22 protein-coding genes are annotated in these 21,509 nt (G+C 67.6%); 8 read left to right on the plus strand and 14 right to left on the minus strand.

What is annotated here, in order from left to right:
- The first annotated feature begins 33 nt into the window (after window positions 1-33).
- The 5 genes from CAL12_RS24925 to CAL12_RS24945 are packed head-to-tail and all read left to right on the plus strand — an operon-like array spanning window position 34 to window position 4,571.
- Window positions 34-882 carry an energy transducer TonB gene (locus CAL12_RS24925; protein ID WP_086067060.1) on the plus strand — a complete coding sequence of 283 codons (849 nt, stop codon included), beginning with the start codon at window positions 34-36 and terminating at the stop codon, window positions 880-882.
- On the plus strand, window positions 879-1,769 hold the full coding sequence (gene aroE / locus CAL12_RS24930) for a shikimate dehydrogenase (protein WP_086067061.1): 891 nt from the start codon (window positions 879-881) through the stop codon (window positions 1,767-1,769). Before CAL12_RS24925 ends, aroE begins: the two co-directional genes overlap by 4 nt.
- 8 nt (window positions 1,770-1,777) lie before the next feature.
- Window positions 1,778-2,512: a monofunctional biosynthetic peptidoglycan transglycosylase gene (gene mtgA / locus CAL12_RS24935; protein WP_086068102.1), complete on the plus strand. Its 735-nt coding sequence runs from the start codon at window positions 1,778-1,780 to the stop codon at window positions 2,510-2,512.
- Window positions 2,513-2,562: 50 nt separating this feature from the next.
- Window positions 2,563-3,741 carry an LPS export ABC transporter permease LptG gene (gene lptG / locus CAL12_RS24940; protein WP_086067062.1) on the plus strand — a complete coding sequence of 393 codons (1,179 nt, stop codon included), beginning with the start codon at window positions 2,563-2,565 and terminating at the stop codon, window positions 3,739-3,741.
- Entirely contained in the window at window positions 3,738-4,571 is an 834-nt protein-coding gene (locus CAL12_RS24945; RefSeq protein WP_086067063.1) for a symmetrical bis(5'-nucleosyl)-tetraphosphatase, read from the plus strand. Before lptG ends, CAL12_RS24945 begins: the two co-directional genes overlap by 4 nt.
- Before the next feature lie 15 nt (window positions 4,572-4,586).
- On the opposite strand, the gene CAL12_RS24950 is transcribed toward CAL12_RS24945, so the two are convergent.
- The 4 genes from CAL12_RS24950 to CAL12_RS24965 all read right to left on the minus strand — a co-directional run bounded on the left by CAL12_RS24950 (window position 4,587) and on the right by CAL12_RS24965 (window position 6,880).
- Complete coding sequence (locus CAL12_RS24950; protein ID WP_086068103.1) at window positions 4,587-5,318, minus strand: lysophospholipid acyltransferase family protein; 732 nt, start codon at window positions 5,316-5,318, stop codon at window positions 4,587-4,589.
- 252 nt (window positions 5,319-5,570) lie between these two features.
- Entirely contained in the window at window positions 5,571-5,969 is a 399-nt protein-coding gene (ruvX, locus tag CAL12_RS24955) for a Holliday junction resolvase RuvX (protein WP_086067064.1), read from the minus strand.
- 73 nt (window positions 5,970-6,042) lie between these two features.
- Window positions 6,043-6,636 (minus strand): YqgE/AlgH family protein, encoded by a 594-nt coding sequence (locus tag CAL12_RS24960; protein ID WP_086067065.1) that lies wholly within the window; start codon window positions 6,634-6,636, stop codon window positions 6,043-6,045.
- Window positions 6,637-6,715: 79 nt separating this feature from the next.
- On the minus strand, window positions 6,716-6,880 hold the full coding sequence (locus tag CAL12_RS24965; protein ID WP_003814980.1) for a rubredoxin: 165 nt from the start codon (window positions 6,878-6,880) through the stop codon (window positions 6,716-6,718).
- 147 nt (window positions 6,881-7,027) lie between these two features.
- Between CAL12_RS24965 and thiD the strand changes: the two genes are divergently transcribed.
- The 3 genes from thiD to hemL all read left to right on the plus strand — a co-directional run bounded on the left by thiD (window position 7,028) and on the right by hemL (window position 9,897).
- Complete coding sequence (gene thiD / locus CAL12_RS24970; RefSeq protein WP_420042743.1) at window positions 7,028-7,837, plus strand: bifunctional hydroxymethylpyrimidine kinase/phosphomethylpyrimidine kinase; 810 nt, start codon at window positions 7,028-7,030, stop codon at window positions 7,835-7,837.
- Window positions 7,834-8,517, plus strand: coding sequence for a thiamine phosphate synthase (gene thiE, locus CAL12_RS24975; RefSeq protein ID WP_086067066.1), 684 nt, complete (start codon window positions 7,834-7,836; stop codon window positions 8,515-8,517). The genes thiD and thiE overlap by 4 nt, the downstream gene beginning before the upstream one ends.
- Window positions 8,518-8,613: 96 nt before the next feature.
- A complete protein-coding gene (gene hemL, locus CAL12_RS24980; RefSeq protein WP_086067067.1) occupies window positions 8,614-9,897 on the plus strand; it encodes a glutamate-1-semialdehyde 2,1-aminomutase in 1,284 nt (427 codons plus the stop codon).
- 15 nt (window positions 9,898-9,912) lie between these two features.
- Here the strand turns inward: hemL and CAL12_RS24985 are convergent, their stop codons facing one another.
- The 10 genes from CAL12_RS24985 to siaA form a co-directional block, all read right to left on the minus strand.
- Window positions 9,913-10,317 (minus strand): RidA family protein, encoded by a 405-nt coding sequence (locus CAL12_RS24985; protein ID WP_086068105.1) that lies wholly within the window; start codon window positions 10,315-10,317, stop codon window positions 9,913-9,915.
- A 59-nt stretch (window positions 10,318-10,376) separates the two neighbouring features.
- A complete protein-coding gene (locus CAL12_RS24990; RefSeq protein ID WP_086067068.1) occupies window positions 10,377-12,116 on the minus strand; it encodes an AMP-binding protein in 1,740 nt (579 codons plus the stop codon).
- Window positions 12,117-12,150: 34 nt separating this feature from the next.
- On the minus strand, window positions 12,151-13,326 hold the full coding sequence (locus CAL12_RS24995; protein ID WP_086067069.1) for an acyl-CoA dehydrogenase family protein: 1,176 nt from the start codon (window positions 13,324-13,326) through the stop codon (window positions 12,151-12,153).
- Window positions 13,327-13,339: 13 nt separating this feature from the next.
- Window positions 13,340-14,170 (minus strand): enoyl-CoA hydratase family protein, encoded by an 831-nt coding sequence (locus CAL12_RS25000; RefSeq protein ID WP_086068106.1) that lies wholly within the window; start codon window positions 14,168-14,170, stop codon window positions 13,340-13,342.
- Window positions 14,171-14,240: 70 nt separating this feature from the next.
- Window positions 14,241-15,086: an SDR family NAD(P)-dependent oxidoreductase gene (locus CAL12_RS25005; protein ID WP_086067070.1), complete on the minus strand. Its 846-nt coding sequence runs from the start codon at window positions 15,084-15,086 to the stop codon at window positions 14,241-14,243.
- Window positions 15,083-17,518, minus strand: a complete 2,436-nt coding sequence (locus CAL12_RS25010) for a bifunctional salicylyl-CoA 5-hydroxylase/oxidoreductase (RefSeq protein WP_086067071.1) — start codon at window positions 17,516-17,518, stop codon at window positions 15,083-15,085. The genes CAL12_RS25005 and CAL12_RS25010 overlap by 4 nt, the downstream gene beginning before the upstream one ends.
- 157 nt (window positions 17,519-17,675) lie before the next feature.
- Window positions 17,676-18,476, minus strand: coding sequence for a biofilm regulation diguanylate cyclase SiaD (siaD, locus tag CAL12_RS25015; RefSeq protein WP_086067072.1), 801 nt, complete (start codon window positions 18,474-18,476; stop codon window positions 17,676-17,678).
- A complete protein-coding gene (siaC, locus tag CAL12_RS25020; RefSeq protein ID WP_086067073.1) occupies window positions 18,476-18,850 on the minus strand; it encodes a biofilm regulation phosphoprotein SiaC in 375 nt (124 codons plus the stop codon). Before siaC ends, siaD begins: the two co-directional genes overlap by 1 nt.
- Window positions 18,851-18,877: 27 nt before the next feature.
- Window positions 18,878-19,420 (minus strand): biofilm regulation protein kinase SiaB, encoded by a 543-nt coding sequence (gene siaB, locus CAL12_RS25025; RefSeq protein WP_086067074.1) that lies wholly within the window; start codon window positions 19,418-19,420, stop codon window positions 18,878-18,880.
- 17 nt (window positions 19,421-19,437) lie between these two features.
- On the minus strand, window positions 19,438-21,432 hold the full coding sequence (gene siaA / locus CAL12_RS25030; RefSeq protein WP_086067075.1) for a biofilm regulation protein phosphatase SiaA: 1,995 nt from the start codon (window positions 21,430-21,432) through the stop codon (window positions 19,438-19,440).
- Between the last annotated feature and the right edge of the window lie 77 nt (window positions 21,433-21,509).

Genomic DNA, 21,509 nt, shown 5'->3' on the forward strand with positions numbered 1-21,509 from the left:
CACGACTCCTCTTTTACCCGGGCGGCCCATTGGATGGGCGCGCGCGCCCAGCACCATCTATGGCTGGCCCTGGCGATCTCGCTGATCGTTCATGCCGCCATCCTGGCGGTGCGCTTCGCGCCGCCCCGCACGCCGCGGCCGCCGGCCCAATCGCTGGAAATCATCCTGGTGAACGCCAAGACGGACACGGCGCCGGTCAAGGCGGAAGCGCGGGCGCAGGCCAATGTGGAAGGTGGCGGCGACGCGGAAAAAGGCATGGCCCAGTCGCCCCTGCCGCAATCGGGCGAGGCGCCCAGCGCCGTGGTGCTGGAAGCCATGCGCAAGCGCCAGGCGTCCCTGGAGGAAACCCAGCAGCGCCTGCTGTCCCAGCTTCAGGCCAGCAGCCAGGTCAGCCCTCCACACCAATCCGGCGAACCGGTGCCGGACGCCAGCACGCCGGGCCGCGAGGACCAGGACCAGGATAGCGTGCTGCAGAATGCCCAGGTCGCGGCGCTGGCGGCCAGGGTGCAGGCCTACAACAAGCGTCCGCGCCGTACCTTCGTCGCGCCGTCCGCCGAGGCATCCCGCTATGCGCAGTACCTAGATGGCTGGCGCAGCCGCATCGAAGCCGTCGGCACGCAGAATTACCCGGAAGAAGCGCGCGGCAAGCTCTACGGCACCTTGCGCATGACCGTCTACGTGCGCGCGGACGGCAGCGTGGCCGACGTGGAAATCGACACGCCATCGCAATACCCGGTGCTGAACCAGGCGGCGCGGCGCATCGTCCAGCTGGCGGCGCCCTTCGCGCCGTTTCCACCGGACATCGCGCGCGATACCGACGTCCTGGCAATCACGCGTACCTGGAATTTCGTCAACGACACGCTGGAGACCCGGGCGCCATGACGATGCCTTCTTCTACCCATGTAGCCGGCGCGGCGCCAGGTCGCTACGCCGTCATCGGCAACCCGGTGGCGCATAGCCGTTCCCCGCGCATCCACGCCATGTTCGGCGAACAGACGGGCATTCCGGTCGACTACGGCCTGCTGCCGGCGCCGCTGGACGGTTTCGAAGCCAGCGTGCGGGAATTCTTCGCCAGCGGCGGGCGCGGGCTGAACGTGACCGTGCCCTTCAAGCAGGAGGCGTGGACGCTGGCGGGGCCGCGGCTCAGCGAGCGCGCCCGGCTGGCGGGGGCGGTGAATACCTTGTGGCAGGACGACGGCGCCCTGCGGGGTTGCAACACCGATGGCGTGGGCCTGGTCGCGGACCTGCGCCGCCTGGGCGTGGAGCTGAACGGCGCGCGGATATTGATGGCCGGCGCCGGCGGCGCCGCGCGCGGGGTGCTGCAACCGCTGGCGCAGGCCGGCTGCGCGCGCATCCACATCGTCAACCGCACGGCGGAAAAGGCGCACGCCCTGGCCACGGAATGGCTGCGGGCGACGGGGGCGGCGTCGCCCGCCGTCAGCGCCGGCGGCCTGGAAGAGGCCCACAAGGGCGGCCCGTGGGAGGTGGTCATCAACGCCACCTCCAGCAGCCTGGGCGACGCGCCTCCGGCCCTGCCGGCCGGACTCTATGCGGACGGGGCGCTCGCCTACGACATGATGTACGGCGCCCAGCCCACGCCCTTCATGCGCCAGGCGCGGGACGATGGCGCGGCGGCCACGGCCGACGGGCTCGGCATGCTGGTGGGCCAGGCGGCGGAAAGCTTCTTCATCTGGCATGGCGTGCGCCCCGATGCCGAACCGGTCCTGGCCGCGCTGCGGCGGGAGCTGGCGACGGCCGCGCCGCGGTAATGGCCAGGATGGCGGCGCGCCGCGGTTCCACCGGCAGGATTTCATGGTTCCGGCTCATTTCGGCCGGCGTGATGCTGCTGCTTTGCCTGGCGATCCTGTACCAGCTCTGGCTCTTCTGCATGGTGGTGTGGTATTCCCATCGCAATCCCGGCAGCAGTTCGGTCATGCGCGAGGAAATCGCGCGGCTGCGCGAAACCGATCCCAAGGCGCAGCTGCGTTTCGAATGGGTCGACTACGACCAGATCAACAACACGCTGAAGCGCGCGGTGATCGCTTCCGAGGATTCCAACTTCATCGACCACGACGGCGTTGAATGGGATGCCATTCGCAAGGCCTGGGAATACAACCAGGAGCAGGCCGAGCTGGGCCGCAGCCGCATGCGGGGCGGATCCACCATCACGCAGCAGGTGGCGAAGAATCTTTTTCTTTCAGGTTCGCGCACGTATCTGCGCAAAGGCGAGGAATTGATCCTGGCTTACATGATCGAATGGGTCATGCCCAAGCGCCGCATCCTGGAGATCTACCTGAACATCGCCGAATGGGGCACGGGCGTATTCGGCGCCCAGGCGGCGGCGCAACACTATTACGGCACCAGCGCGGCCCGGCTGAGCGCGGCGCAGTCCGCCCGGCTGGCGGCGATGCTGCCCAATCCCCGCTATTACGACAAGCGTGGAATCACGTCATACCTGAGTCGCCGCATGGGCATCCTGCAGCGGCGCATGCAGCAGGTGGATATTCCCTGATGCGTCATTTTTGTTAAGCTACTTCGTTTCGCCCGCCACCTTCGTCACCCATGCGAACCGCCCGCCGATACCTGGCCAAAGAAATCTACCGCTCGTGCACCGTGGTGCTGCTGGCCCTGCTCGGCTTGTTCACGTTCTTCGCGCTGGTGGATGACCTGGACAACGTGGGCAGCAAGTTCACCATTTTCGCGCTGTTCTATCTGCAGGCCCTAGCCATGCCCACGCGGCTGTACGACCTGCTGCCGATCGGCCTGCTGATAGGCTCCATCCTGGCGCTGGCCGGCCTGGCGCAGCGCAATGAGCTGGTCATCCTGCGCGTATCCGGCGTCAGCGGCCTGAAACTGCTGGGCATGCTGTGGGTGGTGACGATACCCGTCATGATCGGCGCCACGGTGCTGTCGGAATGGGTCACCCCGATCGCCGAAATCAAAAGCAGCGAGGCCAACCTGCTGTATCGCGGCAGTGCGGGCGGCAATCGGCTGGAAAGCGGCTACTGGTTCAAGGAGCCGACCAAGGATGGGGGCGCCCGCACGCTGAACATCGCCAAGCTGAAGGCCGATGGCGAGGTCGAAGGCGTCATCCTTTACGAATTCCGCAAGGACCTGGAGCTGATCGCCCTGTCCAAGGCAGAGACCGGGCGTTTCGCGGACGGCAAGCTGATCCTGTACAACGTCGTGGAAAACCGCATCTCGCACGATGCCGTACAGGCGCTGGACAACGCCAAGCCGCCGACGGATCCGGTCATCCAGGTCGTCAAGATCCCGCAGCGCGAGCTCACCACCACCCTGACCCCTGGCCGCCTGCTGGCGCGCGTGCTGACGCCGGAGCGCATGTCGCTGGTCACCCTGCTCGACTACATCGATTACCTGCGCCACAACCAGCTGCAGGCCGACCGGCAGATCGTCGCGGTCTGGCGCAAGGGCGTGTACCCCTTCACCCTGCTGATCATGATGACGATCGCCGCTCCGGTGGCCTTCATGCAGACGCGCCGCGGCGGCGTCGGCGCCAAGGTGTTTATCGGCATCCTGGTGGGCGTCGGGTTCTTCATGGTGAACCAGCTGTCCCTGAACGTCGGCATGCTCAGCCACTGGCCGCCCTGGGTCACCGCCATCGTGCCGAATCTGGGCGCGTTGTTGATCGCCCTGGGGGCGCTGACGCTGATGGAATACCGCCACACCGTCTCGCGCGTGATGGACCAACGCTGGCCCTGGCGCCGTTCGCCGGTATGACCGCGAGCATCTGGATGATCGGCGACCTGCAAGGGTGCTGCGAGCCGTTGGTAAGGCTGCTAGCGCATCCCGAGCTGGTCGGCGAACCCGAATCGCGTTTCTGGTTCGCGGGCGACCTGGTCAATCGCGGGCCGCACTCCCTGGCCACCCTGCGCCGCGTCATGGCGCTGGAAGACCGCGCCGTGGCGGTGCTGGGCAATCACGACCTGCATCTGCTGGCGGCCGCCGCCGGCGTGCGCCGGCCCACCAAATCGGACACCATCCAGGAAATCCTGGATGCGCCGGACGCCGCCGACATGATCGACTGGCTGCGCCGCCGTCCCCTGGCGCATTTCGAACAGGGACACCTGCTGGTCCATGCGGGCACCCTGGCGAAATGGGACGTGCAGAAGACCCTGGCGCTGGCCGCCGAAGTCGAGGACGCGCTGCGCGGCCCCAACTGGCAACGCGCCTTGCAGAAGATGTATGGCAATCAGCCGGTCACGTGGAACGATGACATCCACGGCGGCAAGCGCATGCGGGTCATCATCAACGCCCTGACGCGCATGCGGCTTTGCACGCCCCAGGGGCATATGGAGTTCGATACCAAGGTGGCCCCCGGCGCCTGGCCGGCGGGATTGATACCCTGGTACGACGTGCCCGACCGCAAGACGCGCGACGTCACCGTGGTGTTCGGCCATTGGTCGACGCTGGGGCTGCTGCTGCGCAAGGACGTCATCTGCCTGGACACGGGCTGCGTGTGGGGCGGCATGCTGACGGCGCTACGCCTGCAGGACCGCAAGCTGGTGCAGGTCAAATGCGGCAAGGGGCTGGACCCGCTGTCGGTCTAGGTACCGGTCCAGGTATCAGTCGCCCAGGGCCTGCTGGATGCGGGAGCGCGCATCGGCAGCCATCTCCAGGCGGGTCTGCCCGCCGGTATCCAGCGGCGGCAGGTAGAAGGTTTCCACCCCCAGCCCACGGGCGCCCAGCACCCGCCACAGGTTTCCCACCAGGGTTTCGTCGCCGACGAAGGCCGCGAAGGAATCGCGCTGGCCGTGCCGCATGAAGCGCAGCGCCACCGGCTGGATGGCCACGCCGGCCTGGCGCGCGGGCTCGAACAAGCTGCCATGGAATGGCAGCAGCACGTAGCCTTCCGTGGTGGTTCCTTCCGGAAACAGTCCCACCGATTCGCCCAGGGCGAAACGCCCTTTCATGGCCTCGCCCACCGAATGGATAGCGTGGCGATGGCCACGCTGCAGGAACAGGGTGCCGGCGCCCGCCACCAGCCAGCCGACGATGGGCCAGCGGCGGATCTCGCTCTTGGCCACGAAGGCGGTAGGCCGCACGGCGTTGATCACGAATATATCCAGCCATGACACGTGGTTGGCGACGATGAGCACGGGCCCCTGCATCAGCGGCTGGCCCTGCACCCGCAGGCGCACGCCGCACACGCGAAGCAGGCAGCGGGACCAGGTGCGGTTGAGCGTGTCGCGGCCACGCGCGCCGACGATGGGATAGACCGTGCCGACCAGCAGCAAGCCCAGCAGCACCAGCGAAGCGACGATCAGCGCCCGTGGCAGGAAACGCAGTAAGCGCACGGGAAAGATGGCGGGATCGTGGCGGTCGTAAGGGGGGACCTGCGCGGGCGCGGCGCCGGACCGCGGCTGGGCGGTGGATCCTGGGTCTGTCATGAGCGAAAGGTGGTGGCTGGTGGGCGCGCCGCGGCGCGGACGCCACCATACCATGGCGCAGTATTTCAGATCGACGACGGGCGCGCGGTGGCCCCGGCGGCTAGCGCGGCGGTTGACTGGGCAGTGCGCTCGGCCGGATGCTTGGCTGGATGCCTGACGTTAGCCCGGCAGGGCGTCCAGGTAGCGTTGCAGGATGACGGCCGCGGCAGCGGCGTCGTCCGGCGCATGGGTGCCGAGCAGCGCCTGGGCCTGCATGCTGGAGCCGCGCTCGTCGACCAGCACCACCGGCAGCCCGAACCGGCCATGCAGCTGGTTGGCGAAGCGGCGGCAGCGCGCGGTGGCCTCCTGTTCGCCGCCGTCGGCGGCCAGCGCCAGCCCGACGATCAGGCGCTGGGGCTGCCACTCCCGCAGCAAGGCGGCGATGCGGCCGAAGCGCACGTCACGGACCTCGCTGTGGATGATTTCCATGGGCGTGGCCTGGCGGACCAGGGTATTGCCGATGGCAATGCCTATCTTTTTGGTGCCGTAGTCGAAGGCGAGCAAGGTTTCCTCGACCACGCGCGGCGCCGCGTCGGGCCGGGCCGCGCCAGGCCGGGCCGCATCAGGCGGAGTCGGGTCCGGTCGGGCCTCGCTAGGCATGGCCCGCATCGCCGGCCAGCATGACCGGGTCTATGCCCAGCAGCTTCAGCGCCGCGGGATAGCGGTCTTCCGGAGGCACGTCGAAAATGATGTCCGGGTCGGCCGACACGCTGAGCCACGCATTGCGCGACATTTCGCTTTCCAGCTGCCCCGCCCCCCAGCCGGCATACCCCAGGGTGACCAGCATCCGCGCCGGCCCGTTGCCGTCGGCCACGGCCTGCAGCACGTCGCGCGACGTGGTCAACGCCAGGCCGCCCAACTTGATGCTGGACGTGTAGTCGCCAGGTGGCGCGTGCAGCACGAAACCCCGGTCCGTCTGCACCGGACCGCCGAAGAACACCGGCGTTTCCTTGACCGGCGCGATTTCAAGGTTCAGCTCGATGCGCTCGAACAGGGTACCCAGCGTCAGGTCCGTGGGCCGATTGATCACCAGGCCCAAGGCGCCCTTGGCAGTGTGCTCGCAGATATAGATAACCGCTCCCGCCAGACTTCCTTCGACCATGTTGGGCATAGCGACCAGAAACTGATTGGAAAAATCAACCGCCGGCGTGTCATCGCTGTCCGGCTTGTCGTTGTCGTCGCTCATAATGTCCCCCTAGGACAATTCGCGCCCTATCACGCGGAGCCGGGAATCACCGATCCCCGGAAAAACGGCATGGATGGCGTCAGATCTCCATAAGCTCGAAATCTTCCTTGCGGGCGCCGCATTCGGGACAGACCCAATTGGGCGGCACGTCTTCCCAGCGGGTGCCGGGCGCGATGCCTTCGTCGGGCAAGCCGGCCTCTTCGTCATAGACCCAGCCACAGATCAGACACATCCAAGTTCGCATAGTTTCCCTGAAATCAAAGTTACGGCCTGGCCGGGGGATAAAGCCGCCCAAGCGGACGCGATCAATTAGAATGGGGTCGATCTTACCGAAACCCAATAGGTTCCAGTCCCGGTTTGCGCAAAAAACGGGGCCGGCCATGCCGTCGAAGTGACATTCCCCACTCCCCCCATCGTACTGATTTTCGGCCCTTTCGACCCCACGGGTTCGGACGGGCTCCCGGCTGATGCCGTGACCTGCGCCAGCCTGGGCTGCCACGGGCTGGCCGCCGTCACCGCGCTGACGGTGCAGGATACGGCCGCCGTCGAGGACGTGCAGGCGATTTCCCCCGAACTGCTGGACGACCAGGCCCGTTGCGTGCTCGAAGACATGCCCGTGCAGGCGATCAAGGTGGGCGCCCTGTACACGGCGGAAGCCGCGAGCGCGGTGGCGCAGGTGGCGGCGGACTACAGCAACGTGCCGCTGGTGCTGCACCTGGGCCAGCGCGGACCGCTGCCCGAGGACGCGGCGGAACAGGAAGACGCCGACGATCTGCTGGCCGCTACCTTGGAATTGGTCCTGCCCCAGGCGGATGTGGTGGTCGTCGAGCATGCGCGGCTGGCTCAATGGTTGGCGGACGGGACCATGGATATCGGTGAGGCTTCGTCGCCGGCTCATGCGATGCTGGGGGCCGGCGCCAAATGGGTTCTGGTTCTGGGCGCGCCGCTGCGGCCGGGACATTTCGCCAACACGCTGATCGGGCCCAATGGCACGACCACGAACACTCCCTGGCAAGCGCCTCCGGAACGCAGCGGCGACAGCGGCGGCCTGCTGGCCACGGCGCTCACGGCCTATCTGGCGCATGGAATGCCGGTGCCGCAAGCGGTGGAACATGCCCTGGCGCACGCTGACTCCGGCATTTCAGCAAGTTTCCTGCCCGGCATGGGGCGGCGCGTGGCCAATCGGATGCGCCTGCAATGACATCGCTGCGCTTTCCCCGCGGCCTGTATGGCGTCACGCCCGAATGGGACGACACCGGCAGGCTGCTGCGCGCGGTGAAGCAGGCCGCGGCCGGCGGCATGCGTTCGCTGCAGTTGCGCCGCAAGGACGTGCCGGCCGCGACCCGGCGGGAACAGGCGGCGGCACTGGCGCCGCTGTGCCGTGAGCTGGGTGTGGTGTTCCTGATCAACGATCACTGGGAACTGGCGCTGGAAGTCGGTGCCGATGGCGTGCACCTGGGCCGCGACGACGGCGACCTGGCCCAGGTACGGGCGCAGGCGCCCGACCTGATCATCGGCGCATCCTGCTACGACGATATCGAGCGCGCCCGCGCCATGCTGCAGGCGGGCGCGGACTATATCGCCTTCGGCGCGGTCTTTCCGTCGCCCACCAAACCGGCGGCGGTGCGCGCACCGCTCTCGCTGTTCGCGCAGGCCGTGGCATTGGCGCAGTCGCGCCCCGCCCCGCGGCCCGCGGTGGTGGCGATCGGTGGCATCACGCCGTCCAATGCGGCGCTGGTGGCGCAGGCCGGCGCCGACGCCGTGGCGGTCATCACCGGAGTCTTCGAGGCGCCGGATATCGGCCGGGCCGCGGCAGAATGCGCGCGTCCATTTCTATCGCCTCTGTCGGCGCCGCCACCGCGCGGCGATTCGGCCGGCTGACTTCTCCACGGCCGGCCCCCGTCGCGCCGCGCGAACCGGCGAACGGGTATATGAACAAGCGCGGCCGGTGCCCAACCTTTTATCGAGCAGGCTTTCATGTCCAGCAACGCCGAACTCTTCGAACGCGCAAGCCGCAGCATCCCTGGCGGCGTCAATTCCCCCGTGCGGGCCTTCCGATCGGTAGGCGGGACGCCCCGTTTCATCGCCCGTGGCCAGGGGCCGTATATCTGGGATGCGGAAGGCACGCGCTATGTGGACTACATCGGATCCTGGGGCCCGGCGATCCTGGGCCATGCCCATCCCGACGTGGTGCGGGCGGTGCAGGAAGCCGCCACCCAAGGGCTGTCCTTCGGCGCGCCCACGCAGGCCGAGATCACGCTTGCGGAAACCCTGATCGCGCGCCTGCCGTCGATGGAGCAGGTGCGGCTGGTCAGCTCCGGCACGGAAGCCACGATGACGGCCATCCGGCTGGCGCGCGGCGCGACCGGCCGCAACAAGATCGTCAAGTTCGAAGGCTGTTACCACGGCCACGCCGACAGCCTGCTGGTCAAGGCGGGATCGGGCCTCCTGACCTTCGGCAATCCCACGTCGGCGGGCGTGCCGGCCGAATTCGTCGAACATACGCTGGTCCTGGACTACAACGACCTGGACGCGGTGCGCGCGGCCTTCACCCAGTATGGCGACGATATCGCCTGCGTGATCGTCGAGCCCGTGGCCGGCAACATGAACCTGGTCCGGCCGCTGCCGGGTTTCCTGGAAGGCCTGCGCGAGCTCTGCACGGAGCATGGCGCGCTGCTGATCTTCGACGAGGTCATGACGGGGTTCCGCGTCGGGCCGCAGGGCGTGCAGGGACTGACGGGCATCAAGCCCGACCTGACCACGCTGGCCAAGGTGATCGGCGGCGGCATGCCGGTGGGCGCCTTCGGCGGCAGCCGCGACATCATGCGGCACATCGCTCCCCTGGGCGCGGTGTACCAGGCCGGCACGCTGTCGGGCAATCCCGTAGCGGTGGCGGCGGGACTGGAAACGCTGCGCCTGATCGGCCAGCCGGGCTTCTATGACAAGCTGGCGGCGGCCACGCGCAAGCTGGTGGACGGCTTGCGGGAACGCGCGCGCGCGGCGGGCGTGCCTTTCAGCGCCGACGCCATCGGCGGGATGTTCGGCATCTACTTCAGCGACGCGATCCCCACCACGCTGGCCGAGGTGTCGGCCTGCGATACCGAGGCCTTCAAGAAGTTCTTCCACGCCATGCTGGAACGCGGCGTGCATTTCGCGCCGTCGGCCTTCGAAGCAGGTTTCGTGTCGGCCGCGCATGACGACGCGGCCATCGGCGCGACGCTGGACGCCGCCGAGCAGGTCTTCGCGTCCATGAAGCGCTAAGGCACTGACCCGCGATCAGCCCGGTATGACGGCGGTGGCTTCGATTTCCACCTTGGCACGCGGCTCGACCAGGGCCGCGACCTGAACCGCCGTCATCGCCGGAAAATGGCGGCCGATGATTTCGCGATAGTGCGCGCCGATACGCGGATATGACGCCACGTACTCGGCGCGATCAGTCACGTACCAGGTCAGGCGCGTGATGTGGCGAGGTTCGCCCTTGGCCTCGGCCAGCACCGCCACGACGTTCATCAAGGCCTGGCGCGTCTGGTCGGCGAAATCGTCGGTTTCGAACTGCTGGGCGCCGTTCCAACCTATCTGGCCGCCGATGAAGACCAGCCGGCTGCCGGGTCGCATTTCGGTCATCACGCCGTTGGAATAGCCGCGCGGCGGCAGCCAGTCGGGCGGTTGCAGTATTTGCATGGGGTCCATCCTTTTATCCGTTGCCTTCGATACATTGCGATCGGGTCATCGCCTTCGGGTCATCGCGCCTGGACCTGCTGGCGCAGCACGAAGCGCTGCAGCTTGCCGGTTTCGGTGCGCGGCAGGGCTTCCACGAATTCGATCTGCCGGGGGTATTTGTATGGCGCGATGCCGGCCTTCACGAACTCCTGCAACGCCATGGCCAGCGCCGCGTCACCGCGGTAGCCCGGCTTGAGCACGACATAGGCCTTCACCACCTGGCCGCGTTCGTCGTCGGGCGCGCCGACCACGCCGCATTCGGCCACGGCGGCATGGCGTAGCAGGGCGTCCTCGACCTCGGGGCCGGCGATGTTGTAGCCGGCGGAGACGATCATGTCGTCGTTCCGGGCCTGGTAGAAGAAATAGCCATCGGCGTCCTGGACGAAGGTGTCGCCGGGCAGGTTCCAGCCCTGGCGCACGAATTCGCGCTGGCGTCGGTCGGCCAGGTAGCGGCAGCCCGTGGGGCCCTTGACGGCCAGGCGGCCGGGTTGGCCGACCGGCACGGGCTGCATGTTCTCGTCCACGACCTGCGCGATGTAGCCGGGTACCACCTTGCCGATGGCGCCACGGCGCACTTCGTGCTCCGGGCTGGAGACGAAGACGTGGATCATTTCAGTGCCACCGATGCCGTCTATCATCTCGATGCCCGTGGCCTGCTTCCACAACTGCCGCGTGGCGTCGGGCAGCGCTTCGCCAGCCGACACGCTCTTGCGCAGCGTCCGCAGGTCGTAGCGATCCGCCAGTCCGGCCATCTGCCGGTAGAACGTGGGCGCGGTGAATACGATGGTCGCGCCGAAATCCTGGATCAGTTTCAGCAGGCCGTCCGGCGTGAGCTTCTCCGCCAGCAGCGCGCAGGCGCCGACGCGCAGCGGAAAGCACAGCAGGCCGCCCAGGCCGAACGTGAAGGCGAGCGGCGGCGTGCCGCAGAAGATATCGTCGGGATTCGGCCGGATGACGTGGCGCGGGAACAGGTCGCACATCGCCAGGACGTCGCGATGGAAATGCATGCAGCCCTTGGGCTTGCCGGTGGTGCCGCTGGTGAAGGCGATCAGGCACACGTCGTCGGCGGCGGTGTCGCAGGCGGTGAAACCCGCCGGCTTGGCGCGCGCGAGGCCGTCCAGGCTGTCGGGCGCCGTATCGTTGAAATAGACGATGCGCTGAAGGTCGGCGCTGTAATACTCATGGTCGGGCTGCGTGCAGGGCAAGGCTTCGTCCTTGAGCCGCACGTCGCACAGCATGGCGCTGACCCGCGCCTTGTCGATGATCTGCTTCAGTTCCTTGGCGCGCAGCAGCGGCATGGTGGGCACGGTGACCATGCCGGCCTTGATCGCGCCCAGCCAGGATGCGGCCATCATGGGGTTGTTGGGGCCGCGCAGCAGCACGCGATTGCCGGGCACCAGGCCCATGTCCTCGACCAGCACGCGGGCGACGCGGTCGGTCAGGTCGGCCAGCTCGGCATAGGTCATGGCGGCCTGCCCGCCGTCCGCCGTGGGCCAGCGCAGGGCGATGCGATCGCCCTGCCCGCGCGCGACGACGGCGTCGACGAGCTCGACGGCGCAGTTCAGGCGCGCGGGGTACGCGGTCGTGGGCCAGGATGCGTCGTCGCTGTTCGCGCCGGCGCGGTCAGGGCGGGCAGGGCCCGGGGCCACCGCGTCCAGGCCTTCCAGCAGCAGCTCGGGCCATTCTTCCGGCGGCGGCAGGTTGTCGCGGGCGAACGTATCCACATGGGCCGTTGCCGTCTTTTCCAGCGTTGCTTGCATGACGTTCCCCTTGATGCCGGAGTCCTGCCCCGGCTCAACCGCCCTTCAACAATGCACGGGCAATGATGAGTTTCTGCACTTCGGTCGCGCCTTCATAAATGCGCAGGGCGCGGATCTCGCGGTACAGCCTTTCCACCGGCATGCCGGACACCACGCCGGCACCGCCGAACATCTGCAGCGCGCGGTCGATGACGGTCTGCGCCGATTCCGTCGCCATCATCTTGGCCATCGCGGCCTCGCGCGTGGTGGATCGTCCCTGGACGTCGCGCTGCCAGGCGGCGCGGTAGGTCAGCAGCGCCGATGCGTCGATGGCCGTCGCCATGTCGCCCAGCGCCGCCTGCGTCAGTTGCAGATCGCCCAGGGTCTGGCCGAACATCTGCCTGGAGGTCGCGCGCGCCAGCGCTTCCGCCAGCGCGCGGCGGGCAAATCCCAGCGCCGCCGCCGCGACGGACGCGCGGAAGATGTCCAGCGTCATCATGGCCAGCTTGAACCCCTGCCCTGCTTCGCCCAGGCGCTGCGACACGGGGACGCGGCAGTCGTCGAAGCGCAGCGTGGCCAGCGGATGCGGCGCGATCACCTGTATGCGCTCGGCGACGTCGAAGCCCGGCGTGCCGGCATCGACCACGAACGCGCTGATGCCGCGCGCGCCGGGGGCCTCTCCCGTGCGGGCGAACACGCAATAGAAGTCGGCGATGCCGCCGTTGGAAATCCAGGTCTTGCTGCCGTTCAGCACGTAGTGATCGCCATCCAGGCGCGCTTCGCAGGACATCGCGGCGACGTCGGAACCGGCTTCCGCTTCGGACAGGGCGAACGCGGCGATCGCTTCGCCACGCGCCACGCGCGGCAGATAGCGGGCACGCAGGGCATCCGATCCGGCCAGCGCGATGGCGCCGCTGCCCAGGCCCTGCATGGCGAAGGCGAAGTCCGCCAGGCCATCGTGGCGCGCCAGCGTTTCGCGCAGGATGCAGACGGCGCGCGAATCGACAGCGGGCAGCGCGCCGCCCCAGGCGCCGTCCGGCCCCGCGGGCACGCAGTAGCGCAGCCACCCCGCCTGGCCTAGCCGCGCGACCAGGGCACGGCAAGCCGCATCGGTGTCGCCATGGTCCGGCTCCCCCAGGGACGACGCGCACCACGGCTCCAGCTCGGCAGCGAGTCGCCTGTGCGTGTCCGCGAAGAAAGGCCAGTCTAGCCAGTCGGGATGTGCATTCATGTGGATGTCCTCGTCAATCACCTTCGAAACGGGGCTTTTTCTTGTCGACGAAGGCCTCGTACGCGCGCCGAAAGTCGCGCGTCTGCATGCATATCGCCTGGGCCTGGGCTTCCGCCTCGATGGCTTCGTCCACGCCCATATTCCATTCCTGGTGCAGCAGCTTCTTGGTCATGCCATGCGCGAAGGTCGGGCCGGCGGCCAGTTGCTCGGCCAGGGCGTGGGCGGCCGGCATCAGCGCGTCCAGCTCGTGCAGGGCGTTGAAGAAGCCCCATGCCGCGCCTTCCTCGGCGCTCATCGACCGGCCGGTGTACAGCAGTTCCGACGCCCTGCCCTGCCCGATCATGCGCGGCAGCAGCGTGCACGCGCCCATGTCGGCGCCGGCCAGGCCGACCCGGGTGAACAGGAAGGCCGTGCGGGCCCGCGGCGTGCCCAGCCGCATGTCGGAGGCCAGCGCGATCATCGCGCCGGCGCCCGCGCAGACGCCATCGACCGCCGCCACGATGGGCTGCGGGCAGGCGCGCATGGCCTTGACCAGGTCGCCCGTCATGCGGGTGAAGTCCAGCAGCTCCGGCATGGTCATGCGCGTGAGCGGACCGATGATTTCATGGACGTCCCCGCCGGAGCAGAAGTTGTCGCCGGCGCCGGTCACGACCAGCACCTTGATATCGGTCGCGTAGACCAGCGCGCGGAACAGGTCGCGCAATTCGGCATAGGAATCGAAGGTCAGCGGATTCTTGCGTTCCGGACGGTCCAGGGTGATGACCCCGACCTTGCCGCCGTCGCGCGTCTCCCAGCGGAAGGTGCGTGGCCGGGTGTCGGCCATGGGCCGGCGGTGATGCGCCATGCCGGGATACTCGTCGGCGCTCGAAGCCGTGCCGTTTTGCAGGGTATTGCTCACTGTTCGTCTCCTGTCGCTATCCCGCCATGATCTCGCCGCCGTCCACCGGGATGGCCTGGCCATTGATCGCGCCCGCGCCGGGCTGGCACAGCCAAGCCACGGCATGGGCGACCTCGCGTGGCTGCACCAGCCGGCCCTGCGGATTGCGTTCGGCCAGCCGGGCGCGCGCGCCCGCTTCGTCCATGCCGGTCTTGGCGACGATGTTGCGCACGGCGTCGCGGACGATGTCGGTGTCGGTGTAGCCCGGGCACACCGCGTTCACGGTGACGCCCTTGGCGGCGGTTTCCAGCGCCAGCGCGCGGGTCAGCCCGATGACGCCGTGCTTGGCCGCGCAATACGCGCTGACGTAGGCATAGCCGGCCAGTCCCGCCGTGCTGGCGACGTTGACGATACGGCCCCAGCCCGCGGCCAGCATGCCGGGCAGCGCGGCCTGTATGCAGTGGAAGGTGCCCGTCAGGTTGACCGCCAGCATGCTTGCCCACAAGGCGGCGTCGGTGCGGTCGAAGCGTTCGCTGCGCGCCTGGCCGGCGTTGTTGACCAGGATGCCAATGGGTCCGGATGCACTGGCAGCCCGTGCGAAGGCGTCGGCCAGCGCGTCGGGGTCGGTGACGTCGGCGGCCTGCCAGTGGACGCGGGCGGTGGCGTCGTGCCGCTGCGCGAGCGCCCGCGTGGCCTCTTCCAGGGACGCCGCGTCACGGCCCAGCAGCGTGACGGCGGCACCGTCGCTCAGCAGCCGTTCGGCGATGGCAAGACCGATACCCCGGCCGCCGCCGGTGACCAGGGCATGCCGACCGGCGAGCGAGGTGTCGGCCCGCTCATCGCCGGCACCAGCGCCGGCCGCGGATACGTCGTGTGCGCTCATGCATCGCTCCTGGCGTCGCCCGCCGGCGCGGCGACGGCGGCGGCACGGGCGAAATTGGTTTCCAGCTGGCGCTTGCCGGCCAGGTAGTGCACCGGCCAATCGATGCCGGTGTAGCCCACGCGCGCGACTTCCCGCAGCGTCCAGGCCGGGTCGGCCAGGTGCGGCCGCGCCAGCGCGCACAGGTCCGCGCGCCCCGACGCGATGATGCCGTTCACATGATCGGCCTCGAAGATCGCGCCCACCGCGATGGTGGGTATGCCGGCCTCGTTGCGGATGCGGTCGGCGAAGGGCGTCTGGTACATGCGCCCGTACACGGGATGCTGGTCGGGACTGACCTGTCCCGAGGAGCAGTCGATCATATCGGCGCCAGCCGCCTTGAAGCGCCGCGCGATCTCCACGGCGTCGTCCGCGGTGATGCCGCCTTCGACCCAGTCATGGGCCGAGATCCGTACCGACAGTGGCCGCTTGGCCGGCCATGCGGCGCGCACGGCGGCGAAGACTTCCAGCGGATAGCGGAGCCGCGCATCCAGGTCGCCGCCGTATTCGTCGTCGCGCCAGTTGGTCAACGGCGAAATGAAGCTGGACAGCAGATAGCCGTGCGCGCAGTGCAGTTCCAGCCAGTCGAAACCAGCCTCGGCCGCGCGCCGCGTCGCCGCGACGAAATCGTCGCGCACGCGGTCCATGTCCTGCCGCGTCATGGCCTTGGGCGTCTGCGAAACGCCTGCCAGATAGGGCAAGGCCGACGCCGACAGCAGGGGCCAGTTGCCTTCCGGCAGGGGGTGATCCATCTGTTGCCAGCCCACCTGGGTGGAGCCCTTGCGCCCGGCGTGTCCCAGCTGGATGCCGATGCGGGCATCGCTGTTGCCGTGTACGAAGGCGACGATGCGGGCGAAGGCGCGCGCCTGTTCGTCGTTCCACAGGCCCGGGCAGCCCGGAGTGATGCGGGCATCCGCCGACGGGCAGGTCATTTCCACCATGACGAGTCCCGCGCCACCCAGCGCCCTGGCGCCCAGATGCACCAGATGGAAATCGCCCGGCACGCCGTCGGTGCAGGCGTACATGGCCATCGGCGACACCACGATGCGGTTTTTCAACCGCACGCCGCGCGCTTCATAAGGCGTCAGCATGGGCAGCGGCGGGCGTTCGGAAGTCCCGCCTTCCGCGCCTCGCGCGCCGTCGATGTCGGGGCGGGCACCGGCGCGGGCATCGGCGCGCGCCGCCAGCCAGTGCTCGTAGTCCTGCAACCAGGCAGGATCGCGCAGGCGCAGGTTTTCGTGGGAAATCCGCTGCGAGCGCGTCAGCAGGGAATAGGCGAACTGTTCGGGCTCCAGGCAGGCGTAACGATCGACGTGCTCGAACCATTCCGTGGAATTGCGCGCGGCGTTCTGGATCTTCAGGACTTCGACGCCGCGGATGTCTTCATAGCGCTGCAGCGCGGCACGCAGCGGGCCGACCGCGCCCTGGTCGTCCCCCGGCATCGTGCTGGCCGCCAACTGGTCGGCCAGTTCGATGGCATCCTCCAGCGCCAGCTTGGTCCCCGAGCCGATGGAGAAATGCGCGGTATGCGCGGCATCGCCCATCAGCACGACCGGTATGTCGCGCTGGCCGCGCGCGGTGTCGATACGGTTCCAGTGCACCCAGTGCTGGCAGATCACGCGCGGAAAGCGGATCCAGATGGCCGAACCGCGCAGGTGCCCGGCATTGCTCATCAGCGGCTTGCCGTCCAGCCAGGGCGCGAACAGGGTTTCGCAATAGCGGATGCCCTCTTCCTGGGTCATCGTGTCCAGCCCGGCCGCGCGCCAGGTGGCCTCGGGCGTTTCGACGATGAAGGTGGACAGGCCCGGCTCGAAGCGATACGCATGGGCCTGGAACCAGCCATGCGGCGTCTGGACGAAGGCAAAGGTGAAGGCGTCGAAGGCCTTTTCCGTCCCCAGCCACACGAAGCGGTTCAGGCGCTGGTCGATGTCAGGCTGGAAGGTGTCGGCATAGGTGGCGCGGACCCGGCTGTTGATGCCGTCCGAAGCGATCACCAGGTCCGCATCGTATTGCCGGGCCAGCGCCTGGTCGTCCTCCACCACGGTTTCGAATACCAGCTTGACGCCCACTTCCTCGCAGCGTGCCTGCAGGATGTTCAGCAGCTTCTTGCGGCCGATACCGATGAAGCCGTGACCGCCGCTACGCAGCGTACGGCCCTTGAAATGGATGTCGATGTCATCCCAATGATTGAAGGCGTCGCTGATCTGGCGCGCGGATACGGGGTCGGCGCGGCGCAGGTTTTCCATGGTGGCGTCGGAAAAGACCACGCCCCAGCCAAAGGTGTCGTACGGACGGTTGCGCTCGACCACCGTGACTTCGTTGGCGGGGTCGCGCAATTTCATCAACAGACCGAAATACAGGCCGGCTGGGCCGCCGCCCAGGCACACTATCTTCATTGCGTCACCTGCGATCGGGTCAGCCGCGAGGGCCGAGAGTTTCAAGCCTGGATAGTTTAGGCTTGAAATATATACCCGGAGCGAAGCCGCGTGCAACACGGGTTTCTGCGGAGATGGCGCGCGGCGCGCGCAGGGAGAAGGGCGCGATCCGCCGGCGTCAGGCAGCCGGGCGGCGCTCCAGGGCGACGCGGTCGCGGCCTGCCTGCTTGGCCAGATAAAGGGCCCGGTCGGCCCGGCTCAGCGTGGTGGAAACGCTTTCGCCGTTGCGGTGCAGGGCCATGCCCACGCTGACCGTCAGCAGCAGTTGCTCGCCTTCGACTTCGATGGTGTTGCCGCGCACGCCCGCCAGGATGCGGTCGATGACGGCCTCGCCTTCTTCCAGGCTGATGTTGGGCAGCAAGACCAGGAACTCCTCGCCGCCCCAGCGCGCGACGTCGTCGCTGTCCCGCACCGAGGCCCGCATGATGTCCGCCAGGCGGGTCAGCGCCCGGTCGCCGGCGTCGTGGCCGTAGCGGTCGTTGATGCGCTTGAAATGATCCACATCCAGCATGGCCACCACGAAGGCCGGCTGCTCCGCATCGGCCGTCAGGGACAGTTCCTTCATGCGCTCCATCAGCGCGCGCCGGTTCAACAGATTGGTCAGCGGGTCGCGGATGGACGATTCCTTGAGCGCGGCGTTCATGTCGCGCATCATTTCCTGGTAGCCGTCGGAAATGCGCACCAGTTTGGCCAGACGCTTCAATTCGCGGTCATAGCGCGCCACCAGCCCCAGCTCGCGCTGGCGCGCCATCATCTGGAAGGCGTCGGACAGATACGAGATCCGTTCGATCCGGTCCAGCTGTTCGTTGGTGTGCTGCCACAGATCCGCGAGCACCCCCCGCAACGGGTGATCGGCGTAGGCGGGCTCATCCAGCATGGACTGGATGCGCGCCTCCAGATCCTGGTAGCGCTTCTTCATCAGCGACCGACTACCGTGAAGGGGAAGGAACAATCTTCCTTGAACTCTTCGGCCAGTTCGCCCACCCGCTCGTTGCGGCTGTCGTAGTACCAGGTAACGGAGACCTGATGGCCGCTGTCGTGCGCGGCCTCCAGCAGGTCGAAGATGTCCATCACGGCCTTGACGCTGCTGGTATTCAGGTACTGCAACTCGAGCGTAACGGTCAGCCCGCGCTGCGTGGCCGCCAGATACTCGTCGACCCATTGGATAACCGGGCCGAACAGCTCGAAGGAGTTTTCCGGATAGGAATCACCGCTGAGATGCAGGCTTCCGTTCTCGCTGTCGGTCACGATGGACGGCGTCGACTGGGAAGCAGGAATATTGAGTTCTTTCATTTGCGTTGTTGCTCGAGGCAATTCGGATCAGATGACGACGCTCAGACTGAAAAACGCACGGCCGTCGCCATGGCTGCTGAGTGAAGCCTCGATGCCGGCCGTGGCGCGCCGCGCCAGGTCGATCAGGCCCAGGCCGGCGCCGGTGGTGGCGGCCGGGTCGCGTGGCTGGCGCAGCTGTGTCTTGTAGGCGGCCTTCAGTTCGGCCTTGTCCATGGCCGCCAGCTGATGCACCCGCGCCACCAGCCGCTCGCCGTCGGCGGGCTCGACGCGATTGCCGGCGCTGACCGTGTAACGGCCTTCCTGGTCTCGCGATATCACCACCGTCGCCGCCGCGTCGGCGTCGCCATAGCCCTGTTGCAGGGCGTATTGCCGGATGTTCTGCGTCATCTCGATATAAGCGGAGAACACGTCCATGGCTTCGGCCGGACGGGCCTCCTGGGTCTCCAGGTAGTTCTTCAGGGCGTTGCCGATTTCCTCGATCAGGCTCCGCGAGATCGGCCCGTTGAAACAAAGCAGCGTGCGGTCCTGATTGAATCGCTCTCGCAGCGCATAAAGATCCGAAGCTTTCATGGCTATCCGTCTGGAAGTTATTCGAAGCGAAAGGAAAGTATGGTGATGTCGTCGCGCTGGGGCAAGTCGCCCCGGTATTGATGCAGGGCGCGATCCAGCGCTTCGGCCTGCGCACCCAGCGGCAGACGGGCAATTTCCGTCAGCATGTTGGTAAATCGCGTACTGCCGAAGCCAAACCCATGTTCTCCTCCCGCCTGGTCCAGGAACCCGTCGGTGGTCAGGTAAAACGTCATCCCCGCCCGCAGGGGCAGCGTCAGGTTGTCGTATTCGCCCTGGCGCTTGTCCCCCAGCGCGCGGCGTGCCCCGCGATACTCGCGGCACTCGACCCCGTCGCTTTCGTATAGCGAAATCTTGGCGCCGGAAAACAACACATGGCCGGCAGCGCGGTCAATATAAACGAGTCCGGCGTCGGTGTTGGTGGCCAGGGCGTTGGGCAGCTGCATATCGGCCAGCATGCCCCGGATGGCGGCATCGGTGCGCGTCAGGATGCCGGCCGGGTCGGAGGGCCCGGCTTCGGCGATCGCCACGTCCACGGCGGCCCGCACCAGCATGGTCATGAGCGCCCCCGGCACGCCGTGGCCGGCGCAATCCATGACGCCCAGCAGGCAGTTGTCGCCGTCAGCCTGGAAGACGTAGAAATCCCCGCCCACCACGTCGCGCGGCTTCCACATGACGAAATGGCGAGCGCCCAGGGACTGGGCCATCTGCCGCCGTGGCAGGATGGCCTGCTGGATCAGGCTGGCATAGTCGATGGAATCGCCGATCTTCTTGTTCGCGCTGGCCATGGCCTGGTTGGCGGCTTCCAGCGCCCGGGTGCGCTCGCGCACCTTGGTTTCCAGTTCCTGGGTATGGGTACGCACCTTTTCGGCCATGACGCCGAAGGCGCGGCTGAGGTCGCCGATCTCGTCGGCGCCCCCCGTCGGCAGGCGCACGTCATAGCGGCCGTCGGCAATCGCGCGCGCCGACTGCTGCAGGTTGCGGATGGGACGCAGCACCAGGCGATTGACGGCGTAGCCGAAGGCGGCCAGCAGGCCACCGATCAGGAGCACCAGCGCGGCCGCCGCGGGCCACAGCCCGGCGGTATCGACGATGCGCGCGGCGTGCAGGTCGACGGCGGCCAGCACGTACCAATGCAGTTCCGGAACGTAGGAGACCGACATCAGCTGGCGCTTGCCCTGCATGCGCACCCAGATGGTCTGGGCGACATCCGGTGTCTTCGGCGCGTCGCGCAGCGCCTGCTCCATCGCGGCGCGCCCGGGGTCATCCTGGATCAGGGTAAACACCCGGCCACGCTTTTCCGCGCCGCCGGCCGCCACGCCCGAATTGAAATCGATCAGGGTGGGGTCGGGATGAGCCTGGATATTGCCCTGCTCATCAATAATCATGGGGGTCACGCCGGGCTCGCCGCTGCCGACGAATTCCCGCAGGAACTCGCTCAGGTCCAGGCTGGCACCGCCGATGGCCAGCGGCTGGCCGTCATGGCGCAGGATGACGTTGAACCAGACCCGCGTCAGCTTGAGCTTGGCGTCCGGATTGACGTTGATGTTGTAACCGGCCGGCGCCTTCAGGCTGTCGTAGAACCAGCGGTCTTCCGGATCGTTGGGCCGCAGCTGGTAGCGCGGCGCGTCGGAGAACGGCTTGTCCGCTTCATTGAAGTAATACTTGCCGCTGGCGGCGTTGATCACGAAATAGGCATGCGAACGGAGGGCGGTGCGATAGCCCTCGGCCTCCTTGAAGAAGCGCGCGCGCTTGGCGGCGTTGTCTTCGTCCAGCATCCAGTCGGTGGTCAACTGGGAATCGACCAGCCGCTGCGACAGCGCCAGCTCGCGCGTGATGGGGGCCAGGATGCGCTGGCGGCTCAGCAGGGCGAAATTGTCCGCGTAAGCCCGTCCGAAGTGCTCGCGCACCTGCTCCATGGCGTGCCAGCCCAGCAAGACGGTGGGGATCAGCGCCAGCAGGCATGCCAGCACAAGGGCGAGCAAGGATTTTGCTCGCAAACCTAACTTCGCCATGAACTTTTTCCTTCCACCACGCCGTTACTGCACCATGCATCGACACGGCTGTGGTGTCCTACCGGCGTCGCGCCCCC

Origin of the sequence: Bordetella genomosp. 8, assembly GCF_002119685.1 — a bacterium.
Taxonomy (GTDB): domain Bacteria; phylum Pseudomonadota; class Gammaproteobacteria; order Burkholderiales; family Burkholderiaceae_B; genus Bordetella_C.